This window comes from Candidatus Endomicrobium procryptotermitis (assembly GCA_031279415.1).
Taxonomy (GTDB): Bacteria; Elusimicrobiota; Endomicrobiia; order Endomicrobiales; family Endomicrobiaceae; genus Endomicrobium_B; species Endomicrobium_B procryptotermitis.
The window spans coordinates 1-26,113 of record JAITIP010000014.1 but is presented as its reverse complement, the minus strand read 5'-3'; the positions used below and the strand labels follow the sequence as shown (position 1 = coordinate 26,113).

Below are 26,113 nucleotides of genomic sequence, written 5' to 3'. Positions count from 1 at the left end.
AGAAGTCCGCGAATAGCCTGACATACAATTTTAGGGTCTTCGTCTTGCAGAAAATCAACAAGCATAGGTTTATTTGTAGGTTTTCTTTGTCTTCCTATTGACGAAACTATCTCTCTGCGAACGCTTGTATCGGTTTCGTTTTTGTAAAGGTTAAACAAACTTCTTGTATTGCCCTTACCGTTTAATTTTCCAATATTCTTAACTGCATTAAGCCTAACTTGCCAATGAGTATGATGTAAAAGTTTATATAGAAAATCAGAGTTAAAATTTTCTGGCAAACGACCTAAATTTTCGAGTATAAAATTAATACTTCCGATATCTCTCTGTGAATTTACAAGAACAGAGATGCCGTCATTGCCTCTATGTTTTAATTTGGTAATATATTCTTTGCTTAACATAAATACATCCTAAAATATCATGTTTATTTTACTAAAAATATAGAATAAAAAGTAATATAAATACGCTATGTAGATTCAAATTGCAAATGCAACAATAGAATTAAAAAGCTTCTCTTGGATTTAGTCAACTGGGATTTTCTTTCCATTTGAATATAAGCTTTCGTTCTTATGAGATTAACAAAAGCAGGCACTTTTGAAGTTATGAAAATTCCAATGGCTGCTGATAAAAGTTTTATAATCTTTTGAATCTCAATTTTTTTTTTCATCCAAATAAGGGCGGAGCCTGAAATGTACTCCTATTTCTTTTGCTATTTGTTTGATTTTTGAAATATCAAGATGAGGAAGTTCCACGGCTGTAATTGTTACTGATGAAATGTATTCTTTTGCAAATTTTACGAAACTTACTATTTCATCAAAAGATTCTTCCTTAAACATCGGACGGTTAATTTTATTATGTTCTTTCCGATTTGTGCCATTGAGACTTATTGAAAGCGCATCTACGATTCCTTTAAGTTCGGGAATAATGTTTCTGCCGTGATATTTGTTTGCAAGTCCGGCCGTATTGATTCTGACTTTTCCGCCGTTTTCTTTTACCCATTTTGAAATTTCTTTTGTTTCTTCAAGCCGTGTAAGTGCATCGCCATAACCGCAGAATATTATTTCGTCATATTTTGACGGGTCGCCTATGGCTTTTATTACGTCATGCGGCGAAGGCTCATGTTCAAGTTTTAAATCATTTCCGTGAAAATCGTTAGCCCATTTGTATTTTATGCAGTAAGGGCATGCCATCATGCATTTATTCGTTATATTCAAATAAAGGCTGTTTCCAAAAATATATGCAATAGTGTTCAATTTATTCTCCGATTGCAAATAAGCCTGCTGCATTTTGATAAGTTATTTTTTCGGCTTCTTTATAGGGAATATTTTTAATTTCAGCTATTTTGTTTAAAGTTTCAACGACATAAGACGGCTCGTTTCTCTGTCCGCGGTATTTTTGTGGCGCAAGATACGGGCAGTCCGTTTCTATTAAAAGTTTTGAGATATCTGTCTCGGCTACGACCTGCTTTAAATTGTCAGATTTCGGGAAAGTTACAGGACCATCAATGCCCAGCAGAAAACCCATTTCAACGCAAATTTTTGCCTCTTCGACTGTTCCTGAAAAACAATGGATAACGCCTTTGGGATAACTTTTATAATTTTTTAGAATCGTTATTAATTCTGCATAAGCGCTGCGGCAGTGTATGATAAGTATTTTGTCATGTTTTACAGCTATATCAAGCTGCCTTAAGAGAACTTCCCGCTGTGTTTTATGCGGCGAAAAATCATAGTGATAATCTAGTCCTATTTCTCCGATTGCTACTGTTTTTTTATCCGATAACAGTTCTTCAAGTTTTTCGAAATCTTTTTCACAGGCTTTCCGTGCCTCATGCGGGTGAATTCCATACGAAACATAAATATTATCTTTTTTTGAAAATTCTCTGCTTTTGTCCCAAATATCCGTTTCGCAGGAAATTTCTATTATTTTATCAATTCCACAATCAAAAGCTCTTATAAGAACTTCTTCTCTGTCATTATCGAATTTGGCATCTGTTAAATGCGCGTGCGTGTCTATAATCATTTTTTTTCTTCTGCTATGCGTGGGAACAAAACATGGGGTTGTAAAAGCTGTGATCCAGAAGTTGAAAACCCTTTTTCCGGTATAGTTTTATCTTTAAAATATTTTTTTGCAGTCTCTTCAATGCTTCCCTGTGCTGCGCAGATATTCCAGATTTTTTCTGATATTTTCGGCATAAATGCAAGAAGATATAGGACGATTAAATCTACGGCCTGCAAATAAGAATATATGCAGGAAGGAAGCTTGTCAGGATTCGTTTTGGCGAGTTTCCACGGAGCGTCGTTTTCTATCTGTTGGTTGACGAGCGTTAATGCGTTTTGCAAAGCTTCTGAGGCTTTATGAAAATGTAGATTGTTTAAAGATGGCGTGAAAGATTCGTCAAGAATTACAGATGCTTTTTTTACGAGTTCCAAATTTGGATCGCATTGAGGAACTTTTAAATCGAAATATTTTTCTGCCATTTTTATCGTTCTTGAAACAAGATTTCCAAGATTGTTTGCAAGGTCAACATTATATTTCAGAGTAAGCCCCGTCCATGAAATATCTCCATCAGGACCAAAAGGTATCAAAGAGACCACAAGATACCTTGCGGCGTCCGTTCCAAACTTGTCGACAAGCTCCTGAGGAGAAATGACGTTTCCGAGCGTTTTAGACATTTTTGAACCATTTAAAGTAAAAAAACCGTGTGAGTAAACTTTTTTTGGCGTGGAAAGTCCCACTCCCATTAAAACTGCTGGCCATATTACTGAATGAAACCATAAAATGTCTTTAGCCATTAAATGAACATCCGCAGGCCAGTATTTTTCAAACATTCCTTTATTATCGGGGTATCCGACACCTGTAATATAATTGATTAAAGCGTCTATCCATACGTAAGCGGTCTGCTCTTTATCGAAGGGAAGATGTATTCCCCAATCTACCGCCGTTCTCGATATACTTATGTCTTCAAGTCCAAGTTTAATTTTTCCGATTATTTCGTTTCTTCTTTCTTCCGGCTGAATTTCAATATGTTCTTTATGTGAAACGTTCGTAATTCTTTCAAGAAGTTCATTTTGAAATGATGAAAGCTTGAAAAAATAATTCTCTTCCGACTGTAAAACGGGCTTCATTTTATGGTCCGGACAACAACCGTTTTCGTCAAGATCTTTTTCTGCAAGAAACTTTTCGCAGCCCACACAATAAAGAGCCTCGTATTTATTTTTAAAAATCAGTTTTTTGTCGAACAACACCTGAACAATAGTTTGTACCGTATGCTGCTGACGTTTTTCAGTAGTTCTTATAAAATCATCGTTTGTGATGTTTAAAAGTTTCCATGCTTCTTTAAATTTTTCGCTCATCTCATCGCAGAGTTCCTGTGGAATTTTGCCTTTTTCTTTAGCTGCCTGCGCTATTTTGGTACCATGTTCGTCAGTTCCTGTTAAAAAATAAACGTCAAAACCGTTTAATCTTTTCCATCGCGCCAAAATGTCAGCCGCTATGGTGGTATAAGAATGTCCTATGTGAGGAATGTCGTTTACATAATAGATAGGCGTTGTGATATAAAATTTCATTTTTTATCCTTTTTATTTTTATTCTTAATTTCCTCTATGGAATAAGTTTTAAATTCTCTGTTCCCTAAATCGGCAGTTATGGTTTCTTTTATGCAGTCTATTGCGGCAAACTTTGCTTTACCTTCGGGAGTATATATCATATCGCCTATCTCCGGCAAATCTTTTTTTACATTTATATAATGTTCATTTTCATAAGCTATGCAGCACATGAGCCTGCCGCAAAGTCCGGAAAGTTTTGTGGTGTTTAAAGAAAGATCCTGTTCTTTTGCCATATCTATAGTAACAGAACTGAAATCTTTCAAAAAACTCTGGCAGCATAAAACCTGTCCACAGGTTCCTATGCCTCCGACCATTTTGGATTCGTCTCTTACGCCTATCTGCACCATTTGAATTCTGGTCTTAAGAATATGTCCCAAATCTTTTATGAGTTCCCTGAAATCGACTCTTGTTTCCGAAGTATAGTAGACAAAAAGTTTCGAACGGTCAAAAGTGTATTGTACGCAGGTAAGTTTCATATCAAGCTCGTGATCGTCTGCTTTTTCGATGACTATCGCATGCGCTTTAACATTTCTTGCTTCATTGTCCACCAGCTTTTTTTTGTCATCTTCTGTAATCTTTCTTATCACTTTACCGATAGGATCTTTGCCTTTGGCAATATTTTTTTCTCTTTCGTACACTATCCCTGCTTCTAGACCGTGCTCGGTTTCCGCTATTACTCTATCGCCGGTTTTTAAATCCAGATGTCCCACTTCGGCATAGATTTTATCTTTTATTCTTCTTACCATCACACCTACCGCAATTGGCATGCTTGTCTCCATAATTATATTTTCAACGTGCTTGAATTATTTTTAATTTCTTTTAAATCAAAAAATAGATTATCCAAGATGGTCTGTATATTAACATTTTGCATAACCAGCACTCTGGATTTAGTGAGCAGTTCAAGTGAATCCTCAGCACTTTTGGGATAAAGCCTGAAATCTTTTTTCGCTTCGGCTATCATTGCGTCAATATATTCCACGACTTTTTCGCGGTCCTTGGACATGCTTCTTGAAAGTTCGAGGAGGTCGGCTATGCATAAGTCTTTTGTTTTAAGTTTAAGCCACAGCGAAAGGCCTTCACTTTCGTTTCCGTCAATAAGTTTTTCGGCTTCTTCAATGGAACCTTCACTCAGTGCCGCTATTTCCTGCGCCCTTGCTGCTGAAGACGAATGGTTTAACGTCAAAAAACTTGCGATTTGTTCCTGCTGCAAAGGTTGAAAAAATAAGGTCTGCGAACGTGAAACTATAGTCTGTGGAATGGTTTCTTTGTGTCGTGCAACAAGTATCAGTATGGTATTTTCCGGAGGTTCTTCCAAAGTTTTTAAAAGGCAGTTTGCCGCCGCAGCATTCATTTTTTCTGCAGGCTCTATTACAAAAAATTTCCATTTCGCTTCATGCGTTTTTGTCGCCACTTCTTTTTGCACATATCTTATAATATCTATTTTAATATTTTTTTGCTTTTCAAAATCTTCATCAAGTATTTCCGCCTGTTTGGCAAAATCTATAAGATGAAAATCGGGATGCAAATTTTTGGCTATTTTTTCGCAGTTAAAGCATTTTCCGCATGCTCCTGTGCCGGTTTTTGTGAAATCGTTTGTAGTACAGTTTAATATTTTGGCAAACTCAAAAGCTACATATTTTTTTCCTATTCCATTTTGCCCCATAAAAATATAGGCATGCGGAATTTTCCCGCTTTTAATCTGGTTTGCCAGAAAATTTTTTATTTTTTGCTGTCCTAAAATATTTTCAAACATTTTTTATTACCATGTCCACGGCTTTTCTTATTTCATCTTGTGTTTGTGTAATATCTTTTTTAATTTTAATTTTTTTTATTCTTTCTGGGTATTTTTTAGCCAGTTCAAGATACCCTTTTCTTACGGTTTTATGAAAACTTAAAGATTCTCTTTCGATTCTGTCGCCGCTTGTTCCGTAAGATTCTTTGTCCAGTACTTTTGCTTTATTTACACCGAGATCTGGTTTTATGTCTATATATATCGTTATAAGCGGCTTAATGCCGAAAGAAGCCGCATTGTTAAGTTTTTCAATAAGCTGCAAATCCAATTTTCTTCCATAACCTTGATAAGCGACGGTCGCATCTGTAAACCTATCACAGATTACGGCTTTTCCGCTTTTTAGTGCGGGAAGAATAATCTCTTCGATATGTTGGGCTCTTGCAGCTTCGTATAAGAGCAATTCGCTCAAAGGCACAAGATGTGAATCTGGGTTGAGAAGAATTTTTCTTATGGATTCAGCCAATAAAGTACCGCCGGGCTCTCTTGTCAGCAGAACTGAAAAACCTTTGCTTTCAAGATATTTTTTTAAAAGAAGCGAGTGCGTAGTTTTACCAGAACCTTCTCCGCCTTCAATAGTGATAAAAAGAGGGACATTTCTTTTCATTAATTCTAAATTTTATCAAAAAATCCTTAAAAGTGTCCAGTTTGTTGTTATGTTGTTTTTAAATTATTTTTATGTCCAATATAAAAATAGGTTTTTTACAATATGTGTTACAGTTACGTCGTCTAAAGAAGTATTAAATCTTAGTTTTATCTATATTTCTTGACAAGGAAAAAATTCAATGCTATAGTTGCTTAACAATCAATAAAAATTGGCTTTTTTACCTCAAAAATAAAATATTTTTAGTAAACTGACAAATTCTATAATGGGGGAATAATGACCTCTCCAAAAGAAATTTTACAATTCAAAAAAGAAAAGGCAAAGGAAATTCTGGAAAGTAAAGGTTTTTTTCGTCCTAAACGCGTTTATGTTGGTCTTGCAACATGTGAAATAGCAGCTGGGTCACAGTCCATTATGGATATTTTTCAAAGCGAAACCGGAAATATGTCCGACGTTTTTGTCAGTGCAAAAGGATGTGCAGGAAGATGCAATCTAGAACCTACAGTTGAAATCGTTGAAGAAGGAAAAGAGACGGTAAAATATGTCAGTGTAAATGAAGAAAAAGCCCGTCAGATAATAGAGAAACATCTCAAAAAGGGTGAAATTATTTCCGAGTGGGTGGTAAAATGATAACGGATAATTTTAAAAAGAATTTTGGAGATATAAATTTTTTCGGCAAACAGTTACGTATAGCTTTAAGAAACTGTGGAATGATAAACCCCGAAGATATATATGATTATATATACAATGCCTGCGGATATGAAGCGTTGGCAAAAGCATTATCCGATATGAAACCTAGCGAAATCGTCGAAGAAATAAAAAAGTCAGGTTTAAGAGGAAGAGGCGGTGCTGGGTTTCCAACTGGATTAAAATGGGAGTTTACTGCAAAAGAACAAAATTTTGAAAAGTATGTAGTATGCAATGCAGACGAAGGCGATCCGGGCGCTTTTATGGACAGAAGTGTCATAGAAGGTGATCCTCACAGTGTTATAGAAGGAATGCTTATAGGCGGCTACGCCGTGGGCGCGTCAAAAGGGATAATTTATATAAGAGCTGAATATCCTTTAGCTGTTGAAAGGCTTTACAAAGCTTTTGCTGCGGCAAGAAAAGAAGGTTTTTTAGGTGAAAACATACTCGGTTCCAAATTTAATTTTGACATAGAGATACGTTTAGGTGCGGGAGCTTTTGTCTGCGGCGAAGAAACGGCGCTGATTAATTCAATTGAAGGAAAAAGAGGCATGCCGCGTCCCCGCCCGCCATTCCCTGCGGCAAACGGAGTTTTCGGAAAACCAACTCTTGTAAATAATGTTGAAACTTGGGCAAACATAGCAGCTATTATAATTGAAGGATATCAGTGGTTTTCAAATATAGGTACAGAAAAGTCAAAAGGAACGAAAGTGTTCGCTTTGGCGGGAAAAATCAAAAATACAGGGCTTGTTGAAGTTCCCATGGGAACCACTTTAAGAGAAATCGTGTACGGTATAGGCGGTGGGATTCCAAACGGGAAAAAATTTAAATCGGTTCAAACTGGAGGACCTTCCGGCGGTTGTCTTACTGAAAAGTTTTTAGATACGAAAATAGACTATGAATCTTTGGCGGCCGCAGGCTCGATTATGGGTTCCGGTGGAATGATAATTATAGATGAAGATTCCTGTATGGTAAATCTTGCGAAATATTTTATTGAATTTACACAAAGCGAATCGTGTGGAAAATGTGTTCCATGCCGCGAAGGAACTAAAAGAATGCTTGAAATTCTCGAAAGAATAACAAGCGGGGAAGGCAGAGAAGGTGATATAGAAAAACTCGAAAGGCTGGGAAATGTAATAAAACAGGCATCTTTATGCGGGCTTGGACAGTCGGCGCCGAATCCCGTTTTAAGTACGATAAAAAATTTCAGAAACGAGTATGAAGAGCATATAAAACTCAAAAAATGCAGAGCGAACGCATGTGAAAAGCTTGTAAACTATTATGTTACAGACAAATGCGTAGGCTGCGGAGCGTGCAAAAGAGTGTGCCCCGCAGGAGCGATAGAAGGAAGTCTAAAAGCAAAACATAAAGTAGATTTGGCAAGATGTATAAAATGCGGAAGATGTTATAAAACTTGTAAGTTCGGTGCAGTTAAAAAAGATTCAGGAATATTGGAGATAATGCAATGATAAAAGTCTATATAAATGGAAGAGCGTATGATGTAGTTGAAAATATAACAATTATGCAGGCCGCCACTATGGCGGGCTATAAAATTCCAAGGCTTTGTTATCACCCAAAACTTTCTCTTTTCGGCGGTTGCCGTGTCTGCATAGTTGAAGTAGAAGGAATAAAAAATTTTGTGGCTTCATGCACTTTTCCCATCAGAGAGGGAATGAAAATTCATACCAATACCGAAGCCGTCAGAAAAGCCAGAAAAGAAATAGTCGAACTCATTTTAGACAATCATCCGCAAGACTGCAATATATGTAAAAGAAACGGAATATGCGAACTGCAAAATCTTGCACGTGTCGTAGGTGTAGAAGAAAGGGCTTTTGAAGGCGAAAGAAAAAGTTATAAAAAAGATGAGGCGTCTCCATGTATAACAAATAATCAAGAAAAATGCATTTTATGTGGAAGATGCGTGAGAGTCTGCTCGGAAATACAAAATATCAATGCCATAGATTTTACTAATAGAGGAATAAATACGCACATTTCGCCGGCATTTGACATGTCTTTCAAAGACAGCGTGTGTTCGACCTGCGGACAATGTGTAAACGTCTGCCCTACGGCGACGCTTATGGAACACGATTATATAAAGGAAACATTTGAAATCTTAAACAATAAATCGAAAATCAAAGTCGTGCAGATTGCCCCTTCCGTCAGAGCGGCGATAGGTGAATATTTTGGAATAAAACCGGGTAAAAACTGGGAAAAAGAAACGGCTGCCGCTTTGAGAAAGCTCGGGTTTGATTATGTGTTTGACACTCAGTTTGCCGCAGATTTGACCATTATGGAAGAGGCTAGTGAATTTTTGGAAAGGCTTAAAGGTAATGGAGAACTTCCGATGATAACTTCATGTTCAAGTGCGTGGATGAAAGCTATGGAACAGTTTTATCCTGATTTGATTGCGAATGTTTCCACATGCCGTTCCCCGATGTCTATGATGAGTTCTATAATCAAAACCTATTTTGCCAAAAAAATCGGCGCAGATCCAAAAGATATAATAAGCACTGCTTTTATGTGCTGCGTGGCAAAAAAATATGAAGCGCACAGACCTGAACTGCTTGTCGATGGAATGCAGATGACTGACAATGCGTTAACTACCAGAGAGCTTGGCTGGATGTTAAAATCCGCCGGAATAAATCTGCCAGACCTTAAAGGAGAAGAATTTGATTCTCCTTTAGGCATGTCTTCGGGAGCAGGAACTATTTTCGGCGCAACCGGTGGAGTTATGGAAGCCGCTTTAAGAACGGCTTACGAGTTTGCCACAGGTAAAACTCTCGGCGATATAGATATTCTTGCCGCAAGAGGAAATCAAGGTATAAAAGAAGGAAAAATAGACGTCGGAGGAACTGAAGTGCGTTTTGCAGTAGCGCACGGGCTTGGCAATGCAGCAAAATTGTTAAACAAAGTAAGAAAAGATAAAAACAAATACCATTTTATAGAAATCATGGCATGTCCGGGAGGCTGTATAGGCGGCGGCGGACAGCCTTATGCAGGACTTGGCTCAGAACCGTTTGACGTAAGTTTGCTAAAACTCAGAGCGCAGGCTCTCTATGATTCCGATAAAGGAAAAATGATAAGAAAAAGCCATGAAAATCCGGACATTAAAAAGCTTTATGACGAATTTCTCGGAAAACCTTTAAGTCAGAAAGCCCATAAACTTTTGCATACACATTATAAACCGCATACTCCTGAAGGGATAATACCTAGGGGACAAATTAAATGACTGATGCAAAACGCAAAGAGTTGGAAGTTTTTATAAGTGAATATGCCCGGAAAGAAAATCCTTCTTCGTATCTTATAGCCGTTTTGCATAAAGCGCAGGAATTATACGGGTATTTGGCTAGAGAGACTATGGAATTTATTTCTAAATCGATGAATATTCCGACGGCAAATATATGGGGTGTGGCCACTTTTTATCATTATTTCAATTTGACTCCGCGTGGAAAATATACGATTTTGGTTTGTCTTGGAACGGCATGTTACGTTAAAGGCGCAGGAGAAATCGTGGAAGCACTTAAAGAAGAACTTCATATTAAAGAAGGCGAAACCACAAAAGATATGATGTTTACGTTACAGGAAGCAAGATGTCTGGGAGCATGCGGTCTCGCTCCTGTTATTATGATAAACGGAAAAATACACGGAGATTTGACTCCTAAAAAGGTCGTTGACATAATTAAGGAATATAGGAAAAAAGAAGGCAAGTAAATTGAAACACATAGATGAAGCAAAGATAAATTCTTTGCTTAATATAAAAGCTGCTGAAACAGAGATTGACCAAATCCTTGAAAAGACAAAACAGTTAAAAAGACTATCACTTGAAGAGTCGGCAAAACTTTTATCTGTTACAGATGAAAAGTCGATAAAAAAAATTTATGGCTGCGCAGCTTACGTAAAAGACACCATTTATGGAAAAAGGGTCGTGTTATTTGTTCCGCTTTACATCAGTAACATTTGTGCTAATTCCTGTGCGTATTGCGGGTTTGCCTCAAATAATAAAGTCTCAGTTCGCAAAAAATTGACTCCTGCTCAAATTAAAGAGCAGACGGAAATTCTATTAAAAAGAGGGCATAAGCGCATTTTGATGGTTGCCGCGGAAATGTCGTCTTCCGATGACAACATTCAATATTATGTTGACGCCGTGAAAGCTATTTATTCTGCTCAATACAATGGAAGCAAAATAAAAAGAGTCAATGTAAATGTCGCACCTTTAAGCGTGGAACAATTCAAAAAATTAAAATCTGCTGCAATAGGCACTTATCAGATTTTTCAGGAAACTTATCATGATGCCACGTATAGAAAACTGCATTTGACCGGCGCGAAAACTGACCCCGACAACCGTCTTGATGCTGTAGATAGAGCATTTGAAGCCGGTATTGATGATGTAGGCATAGGACCGCTTTTAGGCCTTTATGATTACCGTTTTGAAGCTCTTGCAATGTTAATGCATATAGAGCATCTTGAGAAAAAGTTCGGCGTAGGACCTCACACTATTTCCATACCGCGCATAGAACCATCGCCCGGAACTGGATATGCTGGACACGGCGAATATCCGCCAAGCGACGAAGATTTTAAAAAACTTGTCGCAGTGTTGAGACTTTCGGTTCCTTATACTGGAATAATAATGTCAACAAGAGAAACCGCTCAAATGCGTGATGAACTTGTGAATTTAGGCGTGTCTCAAATAAGTGCTGAATCCAAAGTTACTCCGGGCGGATACGAAGAAAGCGGTGATCACAATAAACATCTTGACAGACAATTCAGTTTAAACGACCAGCGTTCTCTTGATGAAATAGTACACTCTTTGATTTCTCAGGGATTTGTTCCGAGTTTTTGTGCGGCCTGCTACCGTAAAGACCGTACTGGCGAACATTTTATGGATTTGGCGAAACCCGGTGAGATAAAGCATATTTGTGATTTTAACGCTTTAATAACTTTGAAAGAATACCTTGAAGATTTTGCAAAACTTGAAGTGAAAGAAAAAGGATATGAACTTATAGAACAATACAAAAAGAATTTAGATGGCAAAAGGCTGAAACTTCTTGAGGAAATCTTTAAGAATATAGATAACGGCGAGCGCGACGAATATGTTTAGCCTGCATAAAATTGTTGTTTAAGGCAGAAAGATGAAAGCATTAACCGTACAAATAGGGATTTTTGGAAGAACGAATGTCGGAAAATCTTCCCTGATGAATTTTATTACCACGCAATATGCATCTATAGTGTCGGAAATCGCCGGAACAACTACAGACGTCGTTTCAAAACGGATGGAACTCAACCCTTTAGGACCGATAACTCTTTTCGATACGGCGGGACTTGACGATAAATCGCATCTGGGAGAAGTGCGTATAGAAAAAGCTAAAAGGGCATTTGATTCTTCGGACATAGTCCTTTTGTTATGCGAAGCCGACCGATTTGGCAATTTTGAAAAAAATATTATAGCTGACGCCAAAAAAAGAAAAACTCCAGTTATTGCCGTTATCGGTAAAACCGATTTAAAAAAGCCAGATGCTGACTTTATTTCCGAAATTACTAAATATACAGAACATGTTTTATTTTTTTCTTCCATAACTTCAAACAGGGATGATTTTCTTAACGCCTTGAAAAAAATTTTGATTGAAACTCTTCCAGAAAATTATATTGAAAATTATCTTGCGTTGAGAGATATCATAAAAAAAGGTGACACAGTAATTCTCATCATGCCAATAGATTTGGGCGCGCCGAAAGGCAAAATAATTATGCCGCAGATTCAGACTACAAGACATATTCTGGATTTGAATGCCTGTGCTTATACCGTTCAGGATAGCGAATATGAGACGGCTTTAAACAATTTGAAAGCAAAACCTGTTTTGGCGATAACGGATTCACAGGCGATAAAAAAGGTAGTTTCCATTACTCCGACTGATATTAAACTTACGACTTTTTCAACGCTTTATGCAGCGGATAAGTCCGACATTGTTGAAATGTCAAAAGGTGCCGCATCGCTCAATACTTTACGTGACGGAGACAGAGTTCTTATCGCTGAAGCCTGTACTCATCATGCTTCCTCTGATGATATAGGAAGGGTTAAACTTCCTCGCTGGATAAGAGAATTTTGCGGTAAAAATATAAAAATCCGTTATGTTCATGGTCAGGATTTTCCAGACGATTTGGATAAATATAGAGTTGTAATACACTGCGGAGGCTGTACTTTAAATAGAAAAGGCATGCTGGCAAGATTAAATAAAGCAGCCGTCAAAAATGTACCTATGACAAATTATGGCATTGCTATATCGGTTATGCATGGGGTGATAGAAAAAGTTTTAGAAGTTTTCCCTCATGCTTTACAAGCCTACAAAAAAGAGCTGCAAAACAATTCATTTTCACATCTTTGAAAATCGAAAAAAGGGTATAAATGCTTGTTTTAAAATTACCTTTGTTTATCATCACTACAATTTCATTTTGTTTCTATGTCGTAAGTGATTCTTTCCCACAAAGAGAAAACGATACTGGACTCCCTTTATTTTTAAAACTTAACGACAATAATAAACAATAACGTATATTTGAGAGTTGCTTTCGCAAACAATGGCAAATATTACATAGCAAGGTTGAACCTGGTATGGGAAAAAAGTATTGCAATTTCTGTAGTATTATTATATACTCATCATACAAATATATACTAGTAAAGGGGGTGAATCTTTAATCTAGTTAAGAAGTAAAAAATAAAAAAGGAGAAACACATGAAAAAATCAAAAGGTTTTACGCTTGTAGAGTTGATTATTGTTATCGTTATTGTCGGTATTTTATCAATCGTTGCAGTACCTATTTACAGAGGATATACAAAGAAAGCTATAGCCACTGAAGCTAAAGCACTCTTAGGTGCAATCGTAACGTCGGAAAAAGTATATTATGCTGAATTTGGTCAATATTTTGAAATTACTACGGCAACAGGCTATGTAAAAGAGCTTGATGTTGACGCAAGATCTAATAAATACTTCAGTCAATATATTGTTACAACAGATGAGGTGAGCAATGTAAAATCATTTACAGCATCCGTTACAGGACTTACTGACGGTGCCGCAAATGGTATAAGTTTGACTCTGTTAGCTGTGGAAGACGGACAAGTGGCAACATATGCGAGTAATCTAGATTAATTGATTTAAATCAAACAGCCCTTTGCAGCATAGCGCGCAAAGGGCTGTTTTGTTGATATGAATGAGGTATTAATGATAAATATTAAAGCTTTTACTTTAGTAGAAGTTATAATAACTACAGTCATCATTTCTATTCTTTCATTATGCGGAGTTACAGTATATAGAAAACATTTGGATAATGTGAAATATAATGAAGGGCTGCGGTTGATACAAAACATAAAAGAACAGGAAGATTTAGCTTTATCCTTTGCTAAAGATGATTTAGATGAAAGTCCTTTTATTTATACCCAAGATGTAATAACTACTACTTTTACATTTGACAGAAATCCTCAAAATTTAGGAACTTTTTATATATATCCTCATAACTATCTTTATTTCCGCTCTTTTGAAATAAGAAAACCTAGTACAGAAGAAGAAAATACCCATAATATTAAAGGGTATGCTTATGTCGTAGAGACATATTATCCCCAAAAAAACAACTATCAACTGAAAATGAAATTAATCGGTTCTTCGGAAGGTTCTTATGAGATTGTCAAAGAGAGACGGTAGCCGAATTTTTTATTAAATCTTTTGCATGTTCGATTGCGGCTTTTGTTATTTCTTCCCCTGAAATCATTCTGGCTATTTCTTCGGCATGTTCCCTTTCGGAAAGCATTTTTGCTTTTGCATAAGTTCTCGAGTCTAAAATTTCTTTGTAAATTTTTATGTGTGTTTTTGCAAAAGCTGCTACTTGCGCTAAATGTGTTATTGAAAAAACCTGTTTATTCTCTGCAAGAGCTTTGAGTTTTCTTCCTATTTTTTCGCCTGTTTTTCCACTAGTTCCCGTATCTATTTCGTCAAAAATTGTTGTCTGATCGCTTTTAAGTCCGGATGATATTTCTATCGCAAGTAAAACTCTCGACAATTCTCCACCGGAAGCCGTGCTTTTAAGGGGGAGAATTTTTTCGCCTTTATTGGCACAAAACATAAACTCTATTTCATCATAACCGTCTGCGGATGGTTCTTTTCTATGGAATTTTATTTCAAACTCCGCGTTTTTCATTTCCAAATCTTCAAATTCTTTTTTTACCGACTTACAAAAATCAACAGCAGCTTTTTTTCTTTTTTTGCTTATTTTTTTGCAAAATTCTTCTAAATATTTAATATTGACTATGAGTTCTTGTTCGAGTTTATCGGTATTTTCTTTGTAATCGCAAAGTGTTTTTAACTCTGCTTCAATGCTGTTTTTATATTCAAGAATTTCGGATATTGTCGAACCATATTTTTTTTTCAAATTTTTTATTAATTCAATTCTTTCTGCAGTTTCATTAAGTTTTTCCGGGTTTGTTTCAATTTTAGACAATATACTGTCCGTTTCTCTGTACGCTTCTTCGGTCTGATAATACGATTGTTCTATTAACGACAATGCTTCCGAAGCCTCGGCTCCGAGATTGTTTATGGTCTCTATGTTTTTTTTTGCTTTTATTATAGTGGTTAATGCCGGATTTTCTCCGGAATAAAGAAGAGAAACCGTTTCTTCACAAATTAAAGAAATCTTTTCCGCGTTTTTAAGCTTCGGAAGTTCTCCTGCAAGTTTTTCATCTTCGCCGTTTTCTAATTTTGCTTCTTCTATTTCTCGAATCTGAAAAGAGTATAAGTCTATCTTTCTTTCCCTTTCCGTGTCAGATAGACTTATGGCTTCGATTTTTGACTTGATTTCTTTGACTTTTGCATAAATTTCCGCAGATTTGATTTTTAAATCACAGGTTTGTGCGGCTTTATCGAGAATTTCAAGCTGTGATTCAAGATTTAAAAGAGAACGTTTTTCATCTTGATTGTGAAAATCCACCAAATAACTTCCCAGAACGGAAAGCGAAGATATGCTTACCTGAGAATCGTTAATAAAAGCCTTGCTTTTTCCGTTACTTTCAATAGTTCTGCGTATCAACAATATATTGTCATTATCTAAAGGAATTGATAATGAATCAAGGTATTCTTTTATTTTTAAATTCCCAAATTCAAAAACCGCAGATATAGTGCATACAGAACAACCGGAACGAATATTAGATAAATCCGCTCTCGAACCGGTAAGAAGTTCAATGGATTTTACAAATATTGATTTTCCCGATCCTGTTTCTCCTGATATAATGGTAAAACCACCGTTAAAATCTATATTAATATCTTCAATTAATGCATAATTTTTTATTGAAAGAGAAAGAAGCATTAAACGCCCCAATGTAATTTTGTTTTAAGAGTTTCAAAATATGATTTGCTGAAATTTTTAATCAATTTAAGCTGCTTTCTGTAAATCGAAAGCCTGACTTTGCTTCCGTTCGGGATTTGAAAATTTTCCTGACCGTCGAGAGATATTAAAATTTTGCCGGCATTATTTTTATTGTTTGCCCGCAATTCTGCTTCATTCTTGTCGGAAAGTATCATGGGTCTTTGTGTTAAAGTGTGGGGGCATATCGGAGTTAAAATAAATACCGGAAGATTCGGCATAACGATAGGACCTGAAGCAGCAAGAGAGTATGCTGTCGAACCCGTAGGAGTAGCAAAAATTATTCCATCGCATTGATAATTCGTAGTGGATTCTTTGTCTATGCTTACCGCTACGTTTATAAGCGTACTTCCAGAGGAACGCACTACACAGTCATTTGTTGCAATTTTTTTTATTTTCTTGCCGTTTACTGTAAACTCAACGGAAAGCAGTACTCTTTTTTCGATTTTCATTCCGGACTTAAAAATATCTTTTAAAAGAGCGTATATTTCTTCTGTGTCCGTATCGGTTAAAAAACCTAGAGAGCCGAGATTTATGCCCTTTACTGGGACGGAAAAAGGGGAAAAAATTCTTATAACTTTCAGCATAGTCCCATCTCCACCCACAGATAAAACAAAATCAGCTTTTTTGGCTTTTGCTGAGCGTGAATCGCAAACAAAAACTCTGCATTTGTTTCCTTTAAGCCAAAGAGCAATATCTCCCGCGAGCTTTTTTGCGCCCGGTTTTGTTTTATTATAAATAATTCCTGCACTATATTTCATTGATTTTTCCTAATATGCTATAATTTCACAATCTGCTACTACCAATATAAACATTATTATATAATAAAAATATTTATTTATAAAAGGCGGATTATATGTTTTGGCAAAAAGAAATTGAAACTGCGCCGCGTCCGGAAATTCTCAAACTACAGCTTCAAATGCTCAACAACACGATAGAGAGAGCCAAAAGGTCGAAATTCTATTCTAAAAAACTTGAAAATATAAGTCCGCTTAAAAATATAGAGCAGATAAAAGAACTGCCATTTACGACAAAAGAAGATTTGCGCAGTGGATTTCCGTATGATTTTCTTTCCGTAGAATTAGGCGAAGTCGTAAGGCTCCATTCTTCTTCGGGTACCACCGGAAATCCGACCGTCGTTTATCATACCGCTCAGGATTTAGACAATTGGGCAAACATTTCCGCAAGGTGCATGTACACCGCCGGAGCAAGAAAGAATGACATTTTTCAAAACACTATGGGTTACGGACTCTTTACCGGAGGGCTGGGTTTTCATTACGGTGCAGAAAGGCTTGGCATGATGACGATACCGATAGGTCCCGGCAACAGTAAAAGGCAGGCTTGGTTTATGCAAAATTTTGCTACAACGACCGTACACATTCTTCCAAGTTATGCGTTAAGACTTTATCACAGCATGAAAGAAGACGGAATCAATCCTAAAAAAGATTTAAAGTTAAAAATGTTCTTTATTGGCGCTGAACCTCACACGGAAGAACTTCGCAGGGAAATACAGGAACTGTACGGATTAAAGGCTTTCAACTCTTACGGTCTGTCTGAAATAAGCGGTCCCGGAGTCGCTTTTGAATGCCTCGAACAAGACGGCATGCATATCTGGGAAGATTACGTTATCCCGGAAATTATCGATCCCGATACACTTGAAGTTCTGCCCGATGGCGAAGAAGGAGAACTTGTCTTAACTGCTATAAACCGTTATGCAATGCCAATAATAAGATACAGGACGAGAGATATTACCGCAATTATTGTGAAACCTTGTTCCTGCGGCAGAACTCATCGCAGAATCACCCGCATCAAAGGAAGAACGGATGATATGATGATTATTAATGGAGTAAACATTTTTCCCGTGCAGATAGAAAAAACGATTATGAATATTCCACAGGCGAGTAAAAATTATATTATTGAAATTGGCGAGGAAAATTATATGGACAGACTCTCTGTTAAAATTGAAATCAACGATGACACCTTTAGCGGGACACTTGAAGATCTCGAAAAACTTAAATATAAGATAGAGGCTGAATTGAAATCCGAAACCGGAGTATCTCCTACGGTAAGTTTTGTCGATCAGGGAACGCTTCCCATTGCCGAAGGCAAAGTAAAAAGAGTTTATGATTTGAGAAAGAAAAATAAATTTTAAAATAAAAGAGGTCTTTTATGCCATTTCATTTATCGGTTTTTTTGGAAAATAAACCCGGAAGACTTGAAAAAATTATGAAAGTTCTTGCGGAAAATAAAATAAATTTGAGCGCCATGTCTCTTGCAAGTTCCGGAAAGTTCGGAGTCGTCAAACTTTTGGTCAACGATCCTCAAAAAGCTTTTAATGAACTCAAAAAACAAAAAATTACCGTCACAAAACGTAAAATAGCAGCCATAGTAATTGACAATATTCCCGGCTCGTTTTATGATTTATTGCGTAAATTGTCAGATAAAGGTGCCAATATCGAAGATTGTTATGGTTTTTTGTTAAATGACGGAAAAACTGCCGCAATGGTTTTGGAAATCGAAAATCAGCCGGCCGCAGAAAACATTTTAAAAGATATTGATGCCAACATGCTTGACGAAAGTAAAATTTATAATTATTAAAGGTCAAAACAATGCTATCGATTATTTTAGTTTCTCTTTTTGTCATTGCACTGATTACTGCTGGAATATGGGGAATGAAGAAGACTTCTACATTAAACGATTTTTTTATCGGCTCAAGATCGATAGGCCCGTGGATATCGGCTTTTTCTTACGGAACTTCTTATTTTTCCGCAGTTGTTTTTATAGGTTTTGCGGGCAAATTTGGCTGGGGATTCGGTCTCAGCTCTTTATGGATTGCAGCAGGCAACGCTTTCTTGGGCGCATTTCTGGCGTGGATAGTTTTAGGGAAACGCACAAGGACTATGACACAAAATCTTGACGTGGTAACTATGCCCGAATTTTTACAGGAAAGATACGGTGGAAAATATTTCAAGATAATAGCGGCTGTGGTGATATTTTTATTTTTGTTGCCGTATGCCGCGTCGGTGTTTAAAGGGCTGGGATATTTGTTTGAAATAAATCTTAACATTTCATTTGACGCCGCTCTTCTTATTATGGTAGCGATAGTAGCTGTTTATCTAATACTCGGAGGCTATTTTGCCGTGACTATGACAGATTTTATACAGGGTTTTATAATGCTGACGGGCGCTATAGTCATGACTTTTATTTTGACTGGAAAGTCTGGAGGGCTTATTGCTTCGCTGCGACAGATTTCCGAAAATTTTTATGAAAACGTTTATGTGCAATCTTCGCCGGATTATTTTTTGCTTGCTGCAATTGTTTTTATGACCTCTTTTGGAGCATGGGGAATGCCGCAGATGGTACAGAAATTTTATTCCATAAAAAATGAGAAAGTTATAAAGATTGCGGCATTTACAACACTCGGTTTCTGCCTTATTATTTCATTATGCGCTTACTTTACCGGCGCACTGACGCATGTATTTTTTGACGCTCCCGTCACGGTAAACGGCATTGTCAATTATGACGCGATGATACCAGAACTTTTAATAAAATATCTTCCTCATGGCGTTATGGCGATAATACTTTTGCTTATTTTATCGGCTTCGATGTCAACACTTTCTGCTTTGGTTTTGGTTTCGGCTTCGAGTATAGCCATAGATTTGTATAAAGGTCATGTCAATCCTGAAATATCAAAAAGAAATTCTGTTTTTATGATGCGTTTTTTAAGCGGATTGTTCGTTTTGATATCATACTTAATTGCCCGCTATCAGTTTTCTTTTATAGTTACGCTTATGTCATTGTCTTGGGGCGTGGTTGCCGGTGGATTTCTTGCGCCGTACGTTTACGGACTTTACTGGAAAAGAACGACTCTTATAGGAGCAAAAGCAGGAATGATCGCTGGCATAGCGGCGTCGATTATATTATTTTATGCGCTTGGGCCAGAAAAAGCGCCTATAGCGTCAAGCATAGCTATAATAATCCCTTTTATAATTGTTCCCGCTGTAAGCATGATTACAAAAAAGCCTTCTCCGAGAAGGATAATAAAAGCTTTTAAGGGGATATAATGAAAAAAACTATTTTTGTTTTGTGTTTAATGTTCGTTTCCTTTTTTGTGTTTGCAGACGCACTGAGAGATTGGACTGATTTTGAAACTCAGCTCAGAAAAGGAAATATATCATCAGCGGAGGCCGAATTTCTGGCGAAGAAACTTACACAGAATTTAAGCGATTATACAGCGGAAAAAGGCATAACAGAAGATATATTGTGGGCTTTTCCCGTAAAGGGATATTCAAAAAACGATATTTCCGATATCAAGAAACTTTATAAGGCTATGGCCGAAAACGCTTCCGATACTAAATTTTTTGATGGAGAACAATTTTTGGGAGAGAAATATATCAATGTCGAAATATCTGCAAAAAGTGCCGCAGCACCGGTTGACGTGGTAGCGGCAAATAACGCAATAGCCATATATGTTAAAAGAGGATCTCTAAATTCCGCCAGCGGCAACTGCATATGGCTCTATAATCCTGCACAAAATTTTTACATTTATTATGGGCATTTGAGAGATGTAGATGTAAATTTGGGAGACATAGTTAAAACCGGAGATAAAATCGGAAATATAAGGCCGTCAAAGAAAGGATATGTTTTAAAATTTACAGTTTTGATGTATGGTGATGATAAATTCGGATTATATACTTATCTTGATGACATGCCTTAAATATTTTTTAACCGCAGATTCGTATCAAAAAACCATTTGACCTTTAATATCGCGTATTTTTGTCTCTTCTATATTCATTTTTTTATTTTAAATTCTTTATTTGGGAAATAGTAATAAAAAGAAGGATTGTCCTCTATTTTCATATTTAAAGCTCCGTTTACAAAAATTTGTTTTTCCCGCATGTCGAAAGATATTTTATTCCCGTAAAAGTCCATATTTAATATTTCAGGTTTTTTTGATCTTATGAAAGTCAAAGTACCGTTTTTTATATGGTTTAAGACATTTGATTCATTAAATCCTATAAAAGATATCTCGGTGTTTTTTATGCCCGAAAAAAACAAAAACTGCAAAAAAGAATCCATATAATATTTGTCGTATTTATCACTTTTCTGGTACAGTATAAAAGTGTCAATTCCTTTGCTTATTATTTGTATTGTTGTAATATTGTACCCGTCATATACATTGAAGATAAGTTTTTCTTTTGCGATAAATTTTGGAACAGCAATGTAAAAGAGAGATAATATCAAACAAAACGCAGGAACAATGAAACGTTTTTTGTCTTTAAAATAAGTGGCAAAAAAGAGAAATAAAAAAAGAAGCGTAAGTTGTAAAACCGATGGCTTGGCTGCCATAACTTTTGAAAAAGCTAAGTTTGCTGAAAAATGTGTGGTTATTAAAATAAAGTGCAGTATTATAGAAATAATAAACGAAATAACATGCGATGCGTATGAAGAGATAAAAGTAAAAAAATAAAATAAAAATCCCAAAGGCATTACTATGCCTATCAGGGGTACCATAATGATGTTTGCCGCAAAAGAAATGAGTGAAATTTTACCGAAATAATACATGCATATCGGGATAAGCAGCATCTGCGCCGATAACGTAACCGAAAAAACTCCGCATAAGAATTTTAAAACGACATTTTTTATGTTTCCGAATATTCTGGAAATATCTCCATAAAAATAAATTATTCCTATTGTGGCCAAATAGGACATATGAAAAGAAGCCGTAAAAAGCTGTTGTGGCTGGAATATTAGAATAAGCAGTGCGGATAAAGCAAGAGAATTATAAATCAGTGGTTCTCTGTCTAAAGATAGAGAGAGTAAAACCGAAGAAAACATTATTCCCGCGCGCAGTGCAGGAGGATTTGCTCCCGTAGCCGTCACATATAAAAAAATAAATGGAATGCTTAAGAGTGATGCTTTTCGCAGGGACAGTCCGAGAAGTTTAAAAATGGCTAACAGTATTGCTCCGATAAAGCTGACATGCAGTCCGCTGACGACTAACACGTGCATTAATCCGGCGTCAATAAAATCTTCTTTTACCTGTGCCTCCAAACTCATCTTGTCTCCTATTACTATAGGCTTCAAAATATCGGCGCAGGCTTTTTTGAAGTATATGTCAATTTTTTTGACAATATCCTGCCGAAACACAAGCGCAAATTTTTTTATTAGATTCGGTTTCGATTCTATATATTCAAACGATTGTACTCTAAGACTCGTATAAATTCCAAGCCTTGCAAGATATCGACTATAATCAAAGACCAAAGGAAAATCCGCTTTTTTAGGTTTTAAGATTCTTCCTTTGACATTTATTATGTCGCCGTAAGATATTTTGTATCCAGATGGAGAGTTTATGAGAATTTTTTCGCGTACATAAAAATCGTTTATCATATTAGCCTGCAAAATAAATCTCTGCCCGTTTTTGACAGATTCCGGAGAAGAAATTACCTTCCCTTCGATAGTTACGGGTTTATTGTAAGCGGCAAAATGATATAAAAAGCTTTGTTTGTAAGGAAGGAAAACACCTGCTGTATCTAGAAAAATTAAAAATACAGCGTAGAAAACAAAAATCGTTATAACTGGCCGCTTAAGTATAATATAGTTATTCATTTTTATATTTCGTCGTTTTGTGAAATTATGACTTCAAATATGCCGTCTTTTTTCTTATCGATTTTTACGCTAATATAATTATCTGTCAGAGCTTTATTTTTACCTATGCTTACGGCTTTTCTTGTTTTTCCCAAGTTTTTATTTAAAAATTCCAGCCTTTTTTGCCTGTCAATTTCAAAAAGGTCGTCTGAACGCTTTTTTATCTCTTCGGGAAAAACTTTATTTCCAAATTTTGAAGCTTTTGTTCCTTCTCTGTCAGAATATCTGAAAATATGAAGCCTTGCAAAATAATTTCTTTCTATAAAAGTACATGTTTGCAGATGATGCTCCTGTGTTTCTCCCGGAAAACCTGTAATTATGTCGCTTGTTAAAGCAATATCGGGAAGGGATAACATTATTTTGGAAATCTTCTTTTCAAATTCTTCCAAACAATAACTCCTGTTCATTTTTTTTAAAATTTCATCACTGCCTGACTGTAAAGGTATGTGAAGATGTCGGCAGATTTTATTCGGATTTTTTTTCATAAGTTCTATAAGCAAATCGTCTATCTCATTCAGTTCCATAGAAGATATGCGTATTCTGAATTCTGCGGGAATTTTAATGATTTCATTTATGAGATTTGATACTCCTCCGTCATATTTTCCGATATGAATTCCGGTCAACACTATTTCATGATAAGCATTGTCAATCAGATTTTCAATTTCTTCCAAAACCGCCGCTAAAGGTTTACTCCATAATTTACCTCGTATGTACGGGACGATACAGTAACTGCAAAAACTATTACAGCCGTCTTGTATTTTTACAAATGCTCTAGAACGTCCGTCAAAACTTTTGATTATTTGTTTTTGCGGGTTAGAAAACAGTTCGTCTTTTTTTGTTATTATCTGTACCTGCGGATATTTTTCTTTTAAATGAGCCGTTTTATTTATGGCAAAACAGCCGGTGAGAAGAATTTTTTTGTCTGGAAGTTTTACCATTCTTCTTAAAAAATACTCACACTCTTTATCGGCTTCGGCTGTTACCGTACATGAATTGAATACTATAATGTCCGCTTCTTCCGGTTTTAGTACCTGCAACATATTGTTTTCTTTGAATTTGTCAGAAATCAATTGTGTTTCATACTGATTGACTTTACAACCAAATGAACGTATAAAATATGTTTTCATTTTGCTTCGTAAACTCCGAAATAATTAAAAATAAGAATGCTTGCCGTAATTGCGGCCGTTTCCACTCTTAATATATTTCTGCCTAAAGTTATTGTTTTAATTCCCAGTTTTTGAGCAAATTCGACTTCTTTGTCTTCAAACCCTCCTTCAGGCCCTATGAAAATATTGGAACCTTTACGATTGTTTTGCTGCTTAGATATTTTTGATAAAATGTTCGAGTTTTCACTTTCCCATGGAAGAATATTGATATAATCTTTGTTTTCAGCGGTTTTCAGACATGCATTTTCGAAGCCAACCGGACCGTTTATTTTCATTATATCTTTTCTGCCGCATTGCGAACTTGCCGCGATTGATATTTTTTTATAGCGTTCAAGTTTATTCGGATAAAAAGATTTATTTACGCTTCTCTTAGTGTTTAGCGGAATTATTTCCGATATTCCAAGCTCTCCAGCTTTTTCTATAAGCCATTCGAATCTATCTCCTTTCGGTATTGCCGTGTAAAGATTTACTTTAAATTTCGGAATTTCATAAGAAGAAGATATTATGCGGCCTTCAATATATCCTTTTGAAATTTTGGTTATTTTCGCTTTATAAGAGTTTCCCACGCCGTCAAAAATCATTATTTCGTCATCCATCCGAAATCGTCTGACATTGGAAATATAATGCGACTGCTCATCCTCTATGATAAAAATGTCATTTTTAATATTTTCTGGTTTTACGTAAAAATGTGGCATACTCTATCCTATATTAAATTGTTTTGATATTATACATAATTTGACAATAAGCGGCAGCATATATTAGAATAGCTGACTATATGAAGAAAATAGTTGATTATCTTTTTCATTTGCTGCGCGCAATGTATGATTGGACTCTAGGCTGGTCAAAAAAGAAAAGCTCAAACTATGCTTTGTTCGGCATAGCGTTTATGGAAAGCTCGTTCTTTCCAGTTCCGCCGGATGTGCTTCTGATTCCTTTGGTTGCCGCAGATCCTAAATATTGGTGGAAAAAGGCACTGATATGCACATTAGGTTCTGTCTGCGGAGCATTTTTTGGATACCTGATAGGTGTTCTTTTTTATGAGAGCATAGGCGCTGCTATAATAAATTTTTATGATTTGAATGAAGCGGTTACATCTTTAAATAAGATGTATGCGGATAATGCTTTTTTGACCATTTTTGCCGGTGCGTTTACTCCGATACCATATAAAGTTATGACTATAATGGCAGGGTTTAGCAAAATTTCTCTTATGATATTGTTTACCGCGTCTGTACTTGGAAGAGGATCTCGTTTTTTTATTGTTGCTGCTGCGCTGAGAATTTTTGGAGAGAAAATACAATATACTATAGAAAAATATTTTAATGTGCTGTCCGTAGTTTTTCTGATTTTTCTCATATTGGGTTTTGCTGCCGTTAAATATCTTTTATAGATTTTTAATCTATCTTCAAGCTTCTAAGTTTTTAAATATTATATTTCTCATCAATACAGACAAATTAAATCTTTTGTGTAACAAGTTTTACAAGACGGCACATGTAAGGTTGCTCAAAGGGTTTGAAAAAGCAGTTTATATATAGTGATATAGAACGAGGATTGTATAGAAAATTGCGAAGTCGCAAATGAAAGGCTTAAAAATTGGCTTTTGTTGGTATAATTCAAAAAGACATCACAAAGGCTTAAATTATCAAACGCGGCTTTATTATTCCAACAGCTTCTTAAAAACTAAAATCTCCAATATGTTATGATATTCCACAAATAATTGACATTCAAAATATTTTTGTTGTATAATCAATAAGTTACGTTCACAAAAGTTCTTTTTTCCTTTCATTAAGAGTTAAGAAATCAAAAATGGGGGTGTGGCAGAGCGGTCTAATGCACCAGACTGTAAATCTGGCGGACTTGTCCTTCGGTGGTTCAAATCCATCCGCCCCCACTCTTTTTTATACCGCGGGAGTAGCACAATGGCAGTGCTCCAGCCTTCCAAGCTGGCCACGCGGGTTCGATTCCCGTCTCCCGCTTATGCCTGCGATGCCGAGGTGGCTCAGTGGTAGAGCACCTCCTTGGTAAGGAGGTGGTCGTGGGTTCAATTCCCATCCTCGGCTAATTAATTTAGTCGTAGTAAACCATATAAATACCAAATAAAATTTGGAGGATCAGAAAATGGCAAAAGAAAAGTTTGACAGAAGCAAGCCGCATGTAAACATAGGGACGATAGGGCATGTAGATCACGGGAAAACGACATTGACGGCGGCGATAACAAAGGTGT

The 26,113-nt window shown here is 36.2% G+C and carries 25 protein-coding genes, 3 tRNA genes and 1 pseudogene; 17 read left to right on the top strand and 12 right to left on the bottom strand.

The genetic code is table 11. The features are described from left to right. The 7 genes from LBD46_02270 to tmk form a co-directional block, all read right to left on the bottom strand. On the bottom strand, positions 1 to 398 hold a 398-nt coding region (locus LBD46_02270; GenBank protein ID MDR2425994.1), incomplete at its 3' end, for a HEAT repeat domain-containing protein. A gap of 249 nt (positions 399 to 647) precedes the next feature. Continuing rightward, entirely contained in the window at positions 648 to 1,250 is a 603-nt protein-coding gene (locus LBD46_02265; GenBank protein MDR2425993.1) for a TatD family nuclease-associated radical SAM protein, read from the bottom strand. A 1-nt stretch (position 1,251) separates the two neighbouring features. Beyond that, positions 1,252 to 2,016, bottom strand: a complete 765-nt coding sequence (locus tag LBD46_02260; protein MDR2425992.1) for a TatD family hydrolase — start codon at positions 2,014 to 2,016, stop codon at positions 1,252 to 1,254. Further along, positions 2,013 to 3,563, bottom strand: coding sequence for a class I tRNA ligase family protein (locus LBD46_02255; protein MDR2425991.1), 1,551 nt, complete (start codon positions 3,561 to 3,563; stop codon positions 2,013 to 2,015). The genes LBD46_02260 and LBD46_02255 overlap by 4 nt, the downstream gene beginning before the upstream one ends. Further along, on the bottom strand, positions 3,560 to 4,369 hold the full coding sequence (locus LBD46_02250) for a stage 0 sporulation protein (GenBank protein ID MDR2425990.1): 810 nt from the start codon (positions 4,367 to 4,369) through the stop codon (positions 3,560 to 3,562). Before LBD46_02250 ends, LBD46_02255 begins: the two co-directional genes overlap by 4 nt. 14 nt (positions 4,370 to 4,383) lie before the next feature. Continuing rightward, positions 4,384 to 5,355, bottom strand: coding sequence for a DNA polymerase III subunit delta' (holB, locus tag LBD46_02245; GenBank protein MDR2425989.1), 972 nt, complete (start codon positions 5,353 to 5,355; stop codon positions 4,384 to 4,386). After that, positions 5,348 to 5,998 carry a dTMP kinase gene (gene tmk / locus LBD46_02240; protein MDR2425988.1) on the bottom strand — a complete coding sequence of 217 codons (651 nt, stop codon included), beginning with the start codon at positions 5,996 to 5,998 and terminating at the stop codon, positions 5,348 to 5,350. Before tmk ends, holB begins: the two co-directional genes overlap by 8 nt. Before the next feature lie 273 nt (positions 5,999 to 6,271). Between tmk and LBD46_02235 the strand changes: the two genes are divergently transcribed. The 8 genes and pseudogenes from LBD46_02235 (at position 6,272) to LBD46_02200 (ending at position 14,367) form a co-directional block, all read left to right on the top strand. Continuing rightward, entirely contained in the window at positions 6,272 to 6,625 is a 354-nt protein-coding gene (locus LBD46_02235) for a hypothetical protein (protein ID MDR2425987.1), read from the top strand. Continuing rightward, positions 6,622 to 8,151: an NADH-quinone oxidoreductase subunit NuoF gene (gene nuoF, locus LBD46_02230; GenBank protein MDR2425986.1), complete on the top strand. Its 1,530-nt coding sequence runs from the start codon at positions 6,622 to 6,624 to the stop codon at positions 8,149 to 8,151. The genes LBD46_02235 and nuoF overlap by 4 nt, the downstream gene beginning before the upstream one ends. Continuing rightward, positions 8,148 to 9,911 carry a [FeFe] hydrogenase, group A gene (locus tag LBD46_02225; GenBank protein ID MDR2425985.1) on the top strand — a complete coding sequence of 588 codons (1,764 nt, stop codon included), beginning with the start codon at positions 8,148 to 8,150 and terminating at the stop codon, positions 9,909 to 9,911. Before nuoF ends, LBD46_02225 begins: the two co-directional genes overlap by 4 nt. After that, complete coding sequence (gene nuoE / locus LBD46_02220; GenBank protein ID MDR2425984.1) at positions 9,908 to 10,393, top strand: NADH-quinone oxidoreductase subunit NuoE; 486 nt, start codon at positions 9,908 to 9,910, stop codon at positions 10,391 to 10,393. The genes LBD46_02225 and nuoE overlap by 4 nt, the downstream gene beginning before the upstream one ends. A gap of 1 nt (position 10,394) precedes the next feature. Next, positions 10,395 to 11,780 (top strand): [FeFe] hydrogenase H-cluster radical SAM maturase HydG, encoded by a 1,386-nt coding sequence (gene hydG, locus LBD46_02215; GenBank protein MDR2425983.1) that lies wholly within the window; start codon positions 10,395 to 10,397, stop codon positions 11,778 to 11,780. Between the two features lie 31 nt (positions 11,781 to 11,811). After that, positions 11,812 to 13,059, top strand: coding sequence for a [FeFe] hydrogenase H-cluster maturation GTPase HydF (gene hydF / locus LBD46_02210; GenBank protein ID MDR2425982.1), 1,248 nt, complete (start codon positions 11,812 to 11,814; stop codon positions 13,057 to 13,059). Positions 13,060 to 13,404: 345 nt separating this feature from the next. Continuing rightward, positions 13,405 to 13,530 (top strand): annotated as a pseudogene (locus LBD46_02205) (prepilin-type N-terminal cleavage/methylation domain-containing protein). A 360-nt stretch (positions 13,531 to 13,890) separates the two neighbouring features. Further along, positions 13,891 to 14,367 (top strand): prepilin-type N-terminal cleavage/methylation domain-containing protein, encoded by a 477-nt coding sequence (locus tag LBD46_02200; protein MDR2425981.1) that lies wholly within the window; start codon positions 13,891 to 13,893, stop codon positions 14,365 to 14,367. Here the strand turns inward: LBD46_02200 and recN are convergent. Both recN and LBD46_02190 read right to left on the bottom strand, forming a co-directional pair. Then, positions 14,351 to 16,021: a DNA repair protein RecN gene (gene recN / locus LBD46_02195; GenBank protein ID MDR2425980.1), complete on the bottom strand. Its 1,671-nt coding sequence runs from the start codon at positions 16,019 to 16,021 to the stop codon at positions 14,351 to 14,353. The genes LBD46_02200 and recN overlap by 17 nt on opposite strands. Next, the gene (locus LBD46_02190) at positions 16,021 to 16,839 is read right to left on the bottom strand and encodes an NAD(+)/NADH kinase (protein ID MDR2425979.1); all 819 of its coding nucleotides are present in this window, start codon (positions 16,837 to 16,839) and stop codon (positions 16,021 to 16,023) included. The genes recN and LBD46_02190 overlap by 1 nt, the downstream gene beginning before the upstream one ends. Before the next feature lie 95 nt (positions 16,840 to 16,934). Between LBD46_02190 and LBD46_02185 the strand changes: the two genes are divergently transcribed. From LBD46_02185 to LBD46_02170, 4 genes are read left to right on the top strand one after another with little or no spacing between them, the layout of a single operon-like run. Beyond that, positions 16,935 to 18,230, top strand: a complete 1,296-nt coding sequence (locus LBD46_02185; protein MDR2425978.1) for a phenylacetate--CoA ligase — start codon at positions 16,935 to 16,937, stop codon at positions 18,228 to 18,230. A 17-nt stretch (positions 18,231 to 18,247) separates the two neighbouring features. After that, the gene (locus tag LBD46_02180; GenBank protein MDR2425977.1) at positions 18,248 to 18,676 is read left to right on the top strand and encodes a hypothetical protein; all 429 of its coding nucleotides are present in this window, start codon (positions 18,248 to 18,250) and stop codon (positions 18,674 to 18,676) included. A gap of 11 nt (positions 18,677 to 18,687) precedes the next feature. Next, positions 18,688 to 20,142, top strand: coding sequence for a sodium/solute symporter (locus LBD46_02175; GenBank protein ID MDR2425976.1), 1,455 nt, complete (start codon positions 18,688 to 18,690; stop codon positions 20,140 to 20,142). Continuing rightward, positions 20,142 to 20,795 carry a M23 family metallopeptidase gene (locus LBD46_02170; GenBank protein MDR2425975.1) on the top strand — a complete coding sequence of 218 codons (654 nt, stop codon included), beginning with the start codon at positions 20,142 to 20,144 and terminating at the stop codon, positions 20,793 to 20,795. Before LBD46_02175 ends, LBD46_02170 begins: the two co-directional genes overlap by 1 nt. Before the next feature lie 74 nt (positions 20,796 to 20,869). Here the strand turns inward: LBD46_02170 and LBD46_02165 are convergent, their stop codons facing one another. Genes LBD46_02165 through LBD46_02155 form a run of 3 tightly spaced genes read right to left on the bottom strand, consistent with a single transcriptional unit; the run spans position 20,870 to position 24,587 of the window. Next, positions 20,870 to 22,687: a ComEC family competence protein gene (locus LBD46_02165; GenBank protein MDR2425974.1), complete on the bottom strand. Its 1,818-nt coding sequence runs from the start codon at positions 22,685 to 22,687 to the stop codon at positions 20,870 to 20,872. A 2-nt stretch (positions 22,688 to 22,689) separates the two neighbouring features. Then, positions 22,690 to 23,853 carry a MiaB/RimO family radical SAM methylthiotransferase gene (locus tag LBD46_02160; GenBank protein MDR2425973.1) on the bottom strand — a complete coding sequence of 388 codons (1,164 nt, stop codon included), beginning with the start codon at positions 23,851 to 23,853 and terminating at the stop codon, positions 22,690 to 22,692. Further along, on the bottom strand, positions 23,850 to 24,587 hold the full coding sequence (locus tag LBD46_02155) for a 16S rRNA (uracil(1498)-N(3))-methyltransferase (GenBank protein MDR2425972.1): 738 nt from the start codon (positions 24,585 to 24,587) through the stop codon (positions 23,850 to 23,852). The genes LBD46_02160 and LBD46_02155 overlap by 4 nt, the downstream gene beginning before the upstream one ends. An 80-nt stretch (positions 24,588 to 24,667) precedes the next feature. Here LBD46_02155 and LBD46_02150 point away from each other — a divergent pair, with 80 nt between their 5' ends. From LBD46_02150 to LBD46_02130, 5 genes are all read left to right on the top strand, one after another. Then, positions 24,668 to 25,279 (top strand): DedA family protein, encoded by a 612-nt coding sequence (locus LBD46_02150; GenBank protein MDR2425971.1) that lies wholly within the window; start codon positions 24,668 to 24,670, stop codon positions 25,277 to 25,279. 418 nt (positions 25,280 to 25,697) lie between these two features. Continuing rightward, positions 25,698 to 25,780, top strand: a tRNA-Tyr gene (locus LBD46_02145). A 14-nt stretch (positions 25,781 to 25,794) separates the two neighbouring features. Continuing rightward, positions 25,795 to 25,865, top strand: a tRNA-Gly gene (locus LBD46_02140). 12 nt (positions 25,866 to 25,877) lie between these two features. Beyond that, positions 25,878 to 25,949: transfer RNA gene (locus tag LBD46_02135), tRNA-Thr, on the top strand. Between the two features lie 58 nt (positions 25,950 to 26,007). Beyond that, positions 26,008 to 26,113 (top strand): hypothetical protein (locus LBD46_02130; protein MDR2425970.1); only part of this gene is annotated, 106 nt, incomplete at its 3' end.

Coding starts and splice junctions, on each gene's coding strand:
- LBD46_02260 (MDR2425992.1), bottom strand. CDS start 2,016: ATGATTATAGACACGCACGCGCATTTAACAGATGCCAAATTCGATAAT.
- LBD46_02255 (MDR2425991.1), bottom strand. CDS start 3,563: ATGAAATTTTATATCACAACGCCTATCTATTATGTAAACGACATTCCT.
- LBD46_02250 (MDR2425990.1), bottom strand. CDS start 4,369: ATGCCAATTGCGGTAGGTGTGATGGTAAGAAGAATAAAAGATAAAATC.
- holB (MDR2425989.1), bottom strand. CDS start 5,355: ATGTTTGAAAATATTTTAGGACAGCAAAAAATAAAAAATTTTCTGGCA.
- tmk (MDR2425988.1), bottom strand. CDS start 5,998: ATGAAAAGAAATGTCCCTCTTTTTATCACTATTGAAGGCGGAGAAGGT.
- LBD46_02235 (MDR2425987.1), top strand. CDS start 6,272: ATGACCTCTCCAAAAGAAATTTTACAATTCAAAAAAGAAAAGGCAAAG.
- nuoF (MDR2425986.1), top strand. CDS start 6,622: ATGATAACGGATAATTTTAAAAAGAATTTTGGAGATATAAATTTTTTC.
- LBD46_02225 (MDR2425985.1), top strand. CDS start 8,148: ATGATAAAAGTCTATATAAATGGAAGAGCGTATGATGTAGTTGAAAAT.
- nuoE (MDR2425984.1), top strand. CDS start 9,908: ATGACTGATGCAAAACGCAAAGAGTTGGAAGTTTTTATAAGTGAATAT.
- hydF (MDR2425982.1), top strand. CDS start 11,812: ATGAAAGCATTAACCGTACAAATAGGGATTTTTGGAAGAACGAATGTC.
- LBD46_02200 (MDR2425981.1), top strand. CDS start 13,891: ATGATAAATATTAAAGCTTTTACTTTAGTAGAAGTTATAATAACTACA.
- recN (MDR2425980.1), bottom strand. CDS start 16,021: ATGCTTCTTTCTCTTTCAATAAAAAATTATGCATTAATTGAAGATATT.
- LBD46_02190 (MDR2425979.1), bottom strand. CDS start 16,839: ATGAAATATAGTGCAGGAATTATTTATAATAAAACAAAACCGGGCGCA.
- LBD46_02185 (MDR2425978.1), top strand. CDS start 16,935: ATGTTTTGGCAAAAAGAAATTGAAACTGCGCCGCGTCCGGAAATTCTC.
- LBD46_02180 (MDR2425977.1), top strand. CDS start 18,248: ATGCCATTTCATTTATCGGTTTTTTTGGAAAATAAACCCGGAAGACTT.
- LBD46_02175 (MDR2425976.1), top strand. CDS start 18,688: ATGCTATCGATTATTTTAGTTTCTCTTTTTGTCATTGCACTGATTACT.
- LBD46_02170 (MDR2425975.1), top strand. CDS start 20,142: ATGAAAAAAACTATTTTTGTTTTGTGTTTAATGTTCGTTTCCTTTTTT.
- LBD46_02165 (MDR2425974.1), bottom strand. CDS start 22,687: ATGAATAACTATATTATACTTAAGCGGCCAGTTATAACGATTTTTGTT.
- LBD46_02160 (MDR2425973.1), bottom strand. CDS start 23,853: ATGAAAACATATTTTATACGTTCATTTGGTTGTAAAGTCAATCAGTAT.
- LBD46_02155 (MDR2425972.1), bottom strand. CDS start 24,587: ATGCCACATTTTTACGTAAAACCAGAAAATATTAAAAATGACATTTTT.
- LBD46_02150 (MDR2425971.1), top strand. CDS start 24,668: ATGAAGAAAATAGTTGATTATCTTTTTCATTTGCTGCGCGCAATGTAT.